Here is an 8,857-nt window from a genome sequence, read left to right as displayed (position 1 = left end):
TCCCGTGAAGCGTCAACCCCATTCAGCGACCATTCTAAAAAAGTGGCGTGGTGAGGAATCGCCGTCCGTTTTACGGCGGCGAGGATGTCAAATCAGCAGTATTGTCATGAATTGTTAACATTTTTGTTGGGCCAAACAAAAGGCCAAGACTGGCAAAGGTTGAATCCCCCGCTCAGAAATCCCTCGTCTCGGCCAGAATAGATCAAAAGTTTATTTACAAACAAAACAAATTGTGCTAAGGTTGGGGCGTTTGTGGTATATTCCCAGAATAACTGGCAAAAGATCACTCTTTTGACTCGATCGCTCTAGGTTTCTCTAGAACTATCATTGGCCTGTTTTTCTTGTCCCGTGATCAATTCTACCATGCTAGGGTTTTTGTACCCAATTAATGGACAGCGATTCTGGTCTTTTGATACTATTCAATGTAATGACAGGATGATTGAGAGTTAAATTTATTCAACTAATAAAAATTGGAAAATCAAACCTATGCGAATGGTGGAAAAATCAAACAAAAAATTAGATAGTTTCCAGAGTGATCCGTCTCTGTCAATTTTAATCAAGACCGAATTGGAAGAAGCTTATAACCTGAAGAAAACCCTACTAACTGAGACAAAATATCTAGAAAAAATCCAAGAGATTTGCCACGTATGTATCCATGCTTATCGCAACAACCACAAAGTATTAGTCGCCGGTAATGGAGGCAGTGCAGCCGATGCTATCCATTTTGGCGGTGAGCTGCACGGCCGATTTCTCAAAGAAAGACAGTCTTTGCCAGTGCGCGTTCTCAATAGCGATATCGCCAGTTTAACAGCAATCGCTAACGATTATGGTTACGAATATATTTTTAGCCGCCAGATAGAAGCAGAAGGAAACCCTGGCGATGTGTTTATCGGTATTTCCACTTCGGGAAATTCCGCCAATATCCATCAAGCTCTTAAAGTTTGTCAAGTAAAAGGTCTCACTAGCATCGGTTTAACTGGGGCGAAGGGATTAGCTCTAGAGGAAAAAACCGATTATTGTTTGATGATTCCTAGCACCAGTACCCCGCGCATTCAAGAAGGTCATGGTTTTGTTCTCCATACTATTTGTTTAGCGATCGAAGAAGCGCTCTTTCCCAACTAAAATCTCCTAGCAAAAAATCAACCTAAACAGCATACCCATGATCATCAGAACCAAAGCTCCTTTAAGATTAGGTTTAGGTGGTGGCGGCACCGATGTCGAGCCTTACTGTAGTCTTTATGGGGGTTACGTTCTCAACGCTACTATCGATCTCTATGCCTACTGTACAGTCACGGAAATTACTGATAAACAAGTCATTTTTGTTGCCGCCGATTGGGGAGAACAACAAATAGAAACCCTTCAGTTTCCTCTCCCCTATAACGGCGTTCTCGATCTGCACAAAGCGGTCTATAATCGTTTGATTAAAGACTTTAATCAAGGGCAACCTTTGCCGCTGCAAATCACCACCTTTTCCGATGCGCCGGCTGGTTCGGGATTGGGTTCTTCTTCTACCCTAGCCGTGGCCATAGTTAAAGCCTTTGTGGAACTGTTAAAATTACCCCTAGGCGAGTATGATATCGCCCATTTAGCCTACGAAATCGAACGAATTGACCTAGGCTGGTTGGGGGGTAAACAGGATCAGTACGCTGCCACTTTTGGCGGCTTTAATTTTATGGAATTTTATGAACAAGATCGAGTCATAGTTAATCCTTTGAGAATTAAAAATTGGGTGATCAATGAATTGGAAGTCTCTTTGATTCTCTACTATACAGGCATTTCTCGCTACTCATCTCAAGTCATTGAGGATCAAATTCAGAATGTCCAAGAAAAAAATGAGCAGGCGATCGCCGCTACCCATCAACTCAAAAAAGAGGCAATTCTCTTTAAAGAAGCACTGCTTAAATCAGATTTTATGGGGATAGCAGAAATTCTGAGAACTTCTTGGGAAGCGAAAAAGAAATTATCCAAATTAATTAGTAATCCGCAGATTGATCGCATTTATCAGGTAGCGAGGGAAACCGGGGCCTATTCAGGCAAAATATCGGGGGCCGGTGGCGGTGGTTTTATTATCTTTATGGTCGATCCTACCAAGAAAATCGAAGTAACTAAAGCTTTGAAAGCAGCAGGAGGCCAAGTGATTAATTTTCATTTTACTAAATACGGAACCCAAGCATGGACATTATAACAAGCCAAGGCTCGATGGGGAAGGATTATCCCTATAACCCTAAAAATAGTTTTTAAAAGATTGGCAATAATTCAGATTTTTGAGGTGTATCTATGGACGTAATTATTCTGGCAGGTGGGTTAGGAACCCGGTTGCGATCAGTAATCAACACTTTACCAAAACCCATGGCTCCCGTTGCCGACAGGCCTTTTTTAGAATATCTATTAGATTACCTAATCTCTCAAAAAATTAGCAACAAATTTTTAGTTTCTGTTGGCTATGAATATCAGAAAATTATCGATCATTTTGGCGATAATTACAAGGAATACGAACTGACTTATCTGATAGAAGATACACCCTTGGGAACTGGAGGAGCGCTCCGGTTGGCCTTAAATAAAATTGAAACTGAACAAGCATTAATTGTTAACGGAGATACCTTGTTTAATGTCAATTTATCCGCACTAATTAATTTACATAATCAAAAAAAATCCCTGATAACCCTTGCTCTGAAGCCCCTAACTGACTTTGATCGTTATAATAATGTTCTGCTAGATGATGACCAAAAAATTATCGGGTTTGAATCCAAAAAATATCAAGATAAGGGCTATATTAATGGCGGCATATATTGTGTAGAAAAAAAAATATTGTCTGGCTTTGATCTGCCATCAAAATTTTCTTTTGAGGACGACTTTCTAAAAGTTTATACCGAGAAAATTCCTATCTATGGCCTTATTTCTGACGAATATTTTATTGACATAGGCATACCTCAAGACTATAATAAGAGTCAGATTGAATTCCCTAAACTTTTTAATTTCCGAAATTAGGTTTAACCTCGTGATTAAGAGACTTTTTGTTAAGAAATAATGAAGCAGAGAGTAGTTAAAGAGGAAACCCTGACAGCATATAGCTTATACAGCCAACTTCAATTGAGCCTAGTAATGGATAAAGCCTATCTCGGTGACTTGAGTGATTCGGAAATAAAAAGAGATTGGTAAAGTATAATACAATAATTAGTCATGCTTTCCAGAGACTTTTGATTTTGGTCTTGATGCCATTGTATAACTCCTCGAAAAAGAGATTCCAGAAATAACCATACTGGGGAAATCTCTTGACCAGTAAAGCATCGGAAGGAAAAAGAATTCTTGGGCTTTTCATGGAATAAGGTCTGACTATATATCTTATTTGACTGGGTTCGGGCATCCAATGACCGATATACATATCTTTTTGAAAAAACTTCCCTTGGATAAATAACCCTAAAGCTCTATCAAATCCCCAGAGAGGCAACCAAGTTAAAATTTCTCCTATCCTCATATTGCGGACAAAATCATCTAAGGCTTCTTTCACCAAGGTTGTTTTCCAAATAGTATTATTGAAAGGTTCCAGATGACAGCCATGAATATCTTTTCTTTTGGCGTAGGGCCATAAAGCTAGTCTTAACTCGAAAGGATTATCTAGGGGAGCGATGGGAACTTCCACTAAATCTTGGTATTTATCTTGTCTTTGTCTAGAGACATTTAACTGATTGATAGCGGGTAGCTCCGGCCAGGTAGCTTTAATTTTTTCCTCATCGAGATAATCAATTTTCTCCTTATAAAGACGTAAGAGCCAACTTTGGGGAAAATTATGAAAGTAATCTTTCGCTAAGGCAACCACATCGGGATGCAAGAAATCATCATCATCGAGAGCCAACACATATTGACCGGAAGCATTGAGAAGACCGACGGACCGCTGGGGCGTTTCTCCCTGATAAAGACTATGAAAAATTTTCACTCTGGGGTCTTCTACGGAAGGGGTAACTGCTCCGGGAGGATAAACCCAAATAAATTCTACTTCCCCTTGAATTGCCAGAAGTTGTTGCAACCAATATTCGGAAAATTTGCCCAGAGTTGGAGTAACGATTGATAGAATTGGTGAGTTAAGCATGATTAGCTGACTATCCCTCTTTTCCTAGTCGATAAAGTACATATTTTTTGGGAACTTCCCTGAGATTGGTAATCACCAGATTCCACATATATCCATACTGAGGAAAACACTTGACTAGGAAAATTTCTGATAAAATACCATAGCGATTTAGTCTTCTATATTCGGGGGGATTATTTTCCATGCGTAACTGTTCTGGAGATGGCATGAGATGACCGATGATTTTCCCTTGGCCTTGCTCGAAAAACTTAGCTTGAATAAATAAACCCAAAAGACGATCTAAACACCAAAAAGGAATATACTTAAATGGTCCCATTAATGGTAATAAACTAACGATATCCTTACAGGTTGCCTGTACCATTTGAGTGAGCCAGACTTTTTTATCAAAATTTTCAGCATGAGGGCCGTGATGATCTTTTCTTTCGCGCACAAAGCACATCAAATCTAACTTTCTTTTGTCAAAAGGAACGATGGGAATTTCCTTTAAGTAGCCACTTTGAGCGGGTATATCCTGATTTTTGGAGCTTTTATCCCACACTGGCAGTTCTTCTATCCGGGGCAGCGGTTGCCAGGGAGCGGTCAGTTCTTTTGTTTCCCCATACTGAAATCGCTTAGTGCAGAGTCTCATCACCCAGCTATCTGGAAATCGCTGGAAATACTGTAGAACCATGGTCAAAATATCGGGATGAAGAAACTCATCACAATTAATGGTTAGTGTGTAAGGTGCTGTCGCATTCATCAATCCACTAATTCTTTGAATAATTTCTCCCCGCAAGGGACTGACTATTTGCTGTACCCTGGGGTCGGACGTGGGATACTTAGGTGCTCCTGGTGGATGAACCAAGATAAATTCTACTTCTCCCTTGACCTCGGTCAGCGCATTAAACCAGTGGTCAGTAAATCCCTCTCTAGTGGGAATAACAATTGATAGGCTTGGCGTTGACACTTTGTCCATGATAAAAAAATTTTTTCCTCTATTTTTTGATGCCATTGTATCATAGTTCTCCGGCGACAAGGAAAATTTCTGGAAGATTGGAAGGCTGAGAGGTCAAGAGCGGGAATTCAAGAGAAATAAAATCGATATTCAACTTGTTTCCCATCCTAAAAACTGATTTCTAGGTTTTTTTATCCTTGAGAAATTAATCCTGCCCAAAATCCGAAGTAGTGGTAGTCTGATAAGCTTATATAGCGAGCATAAGGGCAAATATTAACTAATATAAAATCGTACCAAATTTTCACCACCAAATCAGCATTTCTAGGACTTCCCTAGAAGTGAATTACGGTTAGGAACTTTTTCTATATACATGACCACTATTCTAGCAAATAGAGAGAATTTTTGTCTATTAAGAAATGCTACAAATTCCATGGGTACATCAAGAGAAGTTAATGGGTGCATCCATTGATGGATAAGGGTTTTCGGCTGTTATAGCTGAACTTCCCTCGTATAAATATACTAGCTATGGCTAAAAGTCTGGCGTTGCTGAATCAAGGTATGAATGACAACCTTGCACCTATCCAAAAGTTAGTTTGGGTCTAGGTTTTAAAAATCCCACAAAAGAAGATTCATATCTCAAATCAGCAACGCCGGAAAAAACACTGCCAAGGCTAATGACCCCAAAAGAAGAGCAAGCGCACTTCGGAATACGCAACTAGAATGCCATTAACAATGTCAGAAGTCATTCGAGATTTCGCTCTTGAGACTAGACACTTATTTTTAGCTGTGGTTCGCTGTTCTATACTGGCCTTTGTTTCATCCCATCGGTAAAACCGAGGGTCTTCACCCGACATTGCAGATAAACCTTTTCTACCCTGGGAGAAAAACCGAGCCATTGACGAGATAAACGAGCAAAAGTGTCAGGATCACCGCTAACTGCGAAGTTGGTAGGTAGGGGTGTTTCGGGATTTTTTAGACTTAATAATTCTAGTTCTTTTTCCGCCGCTCGGACAACGGAAGCGGCGGGATCTACCAAACGCACGGAACTAGGTAAAAGACGACGTAAAACCGGGGAAAGATGGCGATAATGGGTACAACCATAGACCAGAGTATCAATATTTTCTGCTAGTAAAGGCTGAAGATATTCCCTAGCCACCTGCGTGGTGTAGGGGTCAAAAATGCGGTTAGCCTCGATCAAAGGGACAAATTCAGGACAGGGAATTTGCCAAACTTGGGCAGTAGGATCGATTTCTTGAATCGCTTGTTTATAGGCATTACTTTTAGCCGTAGCGGGAGTAGAAATCACCCCAATGCGCTTTCCTTTTTGCACGGCAGTTTTTGCCCCGGGTAAAATTACCCCCAAAATTGGTAAATCTTTAAATTCGGCCTGTACTTCTTCTAAAGCCAAGGCGGAACTGGTATTACAGGCCATAATCACCATTTTCACCCGGTGCTCGCTCATCCAAGTGAGAATTTCCCGGACAAATTCGATAATTTCCCCTTTAGAACGGGTTCCGTAGGGAAGTCTAGCGGTATCAGCGAAATAGAGAATCGATTCTTGGGGCAGTTGTCGATACAACTCCCTTAAAACGGTCAGTCCACCCACACCACTATCAAACACACCAATCGGACTAAGTTGTGATTCTCTCATAGATATCGAGGAAAACGCTGATCTAAAGTAGCTTTATTTGATGATATTAAAACACGGATTTTTTGATTGGTAAACTAATGCTCCAATCATTTAATCATTAACGGAGATTTCGTTGAATATATTCAATAATACCCCTTGCGATCGCCGCCGCCATTTGTCGTTGAAAGTTGGCATTGGCTAATTTAGCAGCATCCTCAGCGCCGGTAACGAAACCCACTTCCACGAGGGTAGAGGGCATTTTCGAGGTTCTCAGCACATAGAAACGCGCCCGACGCACCCCCCGATCGCGCAGATCGACACTGCGGACAATATTGCGATGGATGGTATCAGACAAACGGCGATCACCGAAGTAATAAACCTCTATGCCATTGACATCCGGTCGTGCTTTCCCCATAGAGTTAGCGTGGATACTGACAAATAGATCGGCATCGATCTGGTTAGCCAGATCTGTGCGACCTTGCAGGGTGACAAAAAAGTCGCTATCTCTAGTTAGACGCACATCGATGCCCTGTTGTTGCAGGATGCGGGTAACTTCTAGGGAAATGGGCAGAATTACGTTTTTTTCCTGAAGGCCACCAATTCCGATCGCCCCTGGATCCTTACCACCGTGGCCCGGATCGATCACCACTAGAAAGCGGCTATTGCCTTGTCGGGGGGGATTAGGAGTGGGGTTAGAGGGGCGCGGAGGTGGGTTAAATTGCCCCGTATTGGGGGGTAAAGGGACAGGTATAGTGGTGGAGTCAGGAACCTGAGAAACGGGGTTAGAATTGGGAGATGACAGCAATTCTAGGGCTAGGGTTTGATTGCCCGTTTGAGTTAATTGTCCCAGTTGAAAACCCGCGGCCGTCTGTACCAAAATCAGCACCTTATTGGCACTTTCCTGACGTACCCGCAATTGATAGATGGGACTATGGCGGCCGAAGCGCGGACCGCGAAAAGACTCGGCTAACTTAGCATTTTCGATGCGTAGTTCATAGACACCATCCCGGTTAACACTGCCGTTAGCTTTCAGGGGTAAATCCGCGCGAATTAAGAGGCGATCATTATTGCCCGTCAGATCGATCGAGGAGATGGTGGCCAAACGACTGCTAGAAGGGGGATTATTGGCAGTTTTCGCCGGGGGATTATTGGGACGGGGAGTGGGATTGGTGGCCTGAGTCGGGGGAGGTGAGGAGATATTATCCACGGAACTCAGACCGCCCCTAGGCAGTAAAACCAAACCACCAAAACGACTATAGAGAGCTTGCCAATCGGGACTATCCTTATTAACGCTCAGGGAAATCTTGGCCCGTTGATTGGCAGTCTGACTGAATTGAATATCACCGACCCCATAGCGATTGACGGGGATAGTTTGACCGGTGAGACTACTGGGTAAAGTGGCCCCGGGTAATTCAAATTCGATTTTTTTGCCGTCCCGGCTGCGTTGACTGCGGATCGATCGCTCATCACCATTTTGCTCTAAACGGACAAAAAGACCATTGCGAGTGACCTGAAAATCATCGTTGTTGTCCGTCTGGCTAACTGGAGGTGGGGGAGTGGGACGGGTGGAACCGCGATCGGGGGGAGGTGTGGGGTCAGGGGTGACGGGTGGTTGCGTTTCCTCCCTAATCGGTTGGGGTTCTGGCAATTCCACTGTCCATTGGGTGGGCGAAATTCCGCGAATTTTTACCTGTTGAGGATCAAAGGTGTAGCCTGGGGCCAATTCAATCACTAAACGGGTAGTTTCCGCATCAAATTGACCAATACGGACACTTCTGACGATATTGCCAATGGGCCGGTTAATATTGGGTTGCCCTAACTTGATCCCGGGCAGATCGATCACGATCCTGGTGGGGTTAGTGATCATTTGCGCTCGCGGTTGCACTCGATTGTCGGTGGTGAAGACCAGACGATTCTCATTGGTGTCGAATCGCCAAAAGACGAGCTTGCCTGCCCAAGCAGGGGCCGCCACCAGCAACCAAGTTAATGCGCTTAGGAATAACCAATGAAATCTCACGCTCGATGCTCCCGTTGCTCAGTTATCAATTACCTTTTTTCGGTAAAAATGGACAATTTTGTCGATTTTTGGCCATCCATAGCTCCGTTAATGCTCTGAGATTGACATCCTCACCGCCGTAAACGGACGGTGATTCCCAAACCTCACGATTTAGGTTTCTGCTTCTTTCCCTTGCGGGGTTCCGCACCGGCC

7 protein-coding genes are annotated in these 8,857 nt (G+C 43.0%); 3 read left to right on the top strand and 4 right to left on the bottom strand.

The window, feature by feature from the left end:
- Positions 1-486: 486 nt before the first annotated feature.
- The 3 genes from BGL89_RS20405 (at position 487) to BGL89_RS20395 (ending at position 2,988) form a co-directional block, all read left to right on the top strand.
- Complete coding sequence (locus tag BGL89_RS20405) at positions 487-1,122, top strand: D-sedoheptulose-7-phosphate isomerase (RefSeq protein ID WP_286827364.1); 636 nt, start codon at positions 487-489, stop codon at positions 1,120-1,122.
- Positions 1,123-1,159: 37 nt separating this feature from the next.
- Positions 1,160-2,185: a GHMP family kinase ATP-binding protein gene (locus tag BGL89_RS20400; RefSeq protein WP_286827363.1), complete on the top strand. Its 1,026-nt coding sequence runs from the start codon at positions 1,160-1,162 to the stop codon at positions 2,183-2,185.
- A gap of 92 nt (positions 2,186-2,277) precedes the next feature.
- Positions 2,278-2,988 carry a nucleotidyltransferase family protein gene (locus BGL89_RS20395; RefSeq protein WP_286827362.1) on the top strand — a complete coding sequence of 237 codons (711 nt, stop codon included), beginning with the start codon at positions 2,278-2,280 and terminating at the stop codon, positions 2,986-2,988.
- Between the two features lie 190 nt (positions 2,989-3,178).
- Here BGL89_RS20395 and BGL89_RS20390 read toward each other — a convergent pair whose 3' ends face one another.
- From BGL89_RS20390 to BGL89_RS20375, 4 genes are all read right to left on the bottom strand, one after another.
- Positions 3,179-4,087, bottom strand: a complete 909-nt coding sequence (locus tag BGL89_RS20390; protein ID WP_286827361.1) for a glycosyltransferase family protein — start codon at positions 4,085-4,087, stop codon at positions 3,179-3,181.
- Positions 4,088-4,097: 10 nt separating this feature from the next.
- A complete protein-coding gene (locus BGL89_RS20385; RefSeq protein ID WP_286827360.1) occupies positions 4,098-5,039 on the bottom strand; it encodes a glycosyltransferase family protein in 942 nt (313 codons plus the stop codon).
- A gap of 778 nt (positions 5,040-5,817) precedes the next feature.
- Positions 5,818-6,669 carry a glutamate racemase gene (murI, locus tag BGL89_RS20380; protein ID WP_286827359.1) on the bottom strand — a complete coding sequence of 284 codons (852 nt, stop codon included), beginning with the start codon at positions 6,667-6,669 and terminating at the stop codon, positions 5,818-5,820.
- 97 nt (positions 6,670-6,766) lie between these two features.
- A complete protein-coding gene (locus BGL89_RS20375; RefSeq protein ID WP_286827358.1) occupies positions 6,767-8,665 on the bottom strand; it encodes an N-acetylmuramoyl-L-alanine amidase in 1,899 nt (632 codons plus the stop codon).
- Positions 8,666-8,857: the final 192 nt, after the last annotated feature.

The organism is Microcystis sp. LSC13-02 (genome assembly GCA_002282935.1).
Lineage (GTDB): Bacteria > Cyanobacteriota > Cyanobacteriia > Cyanobacteriales > Microcystaceae > Microcystis.
The sequence above is the reverse complement of the archived record's forward strand: the minus strand, read 5'-3'. Positions and strand labels throughout refer to the sequence as shown.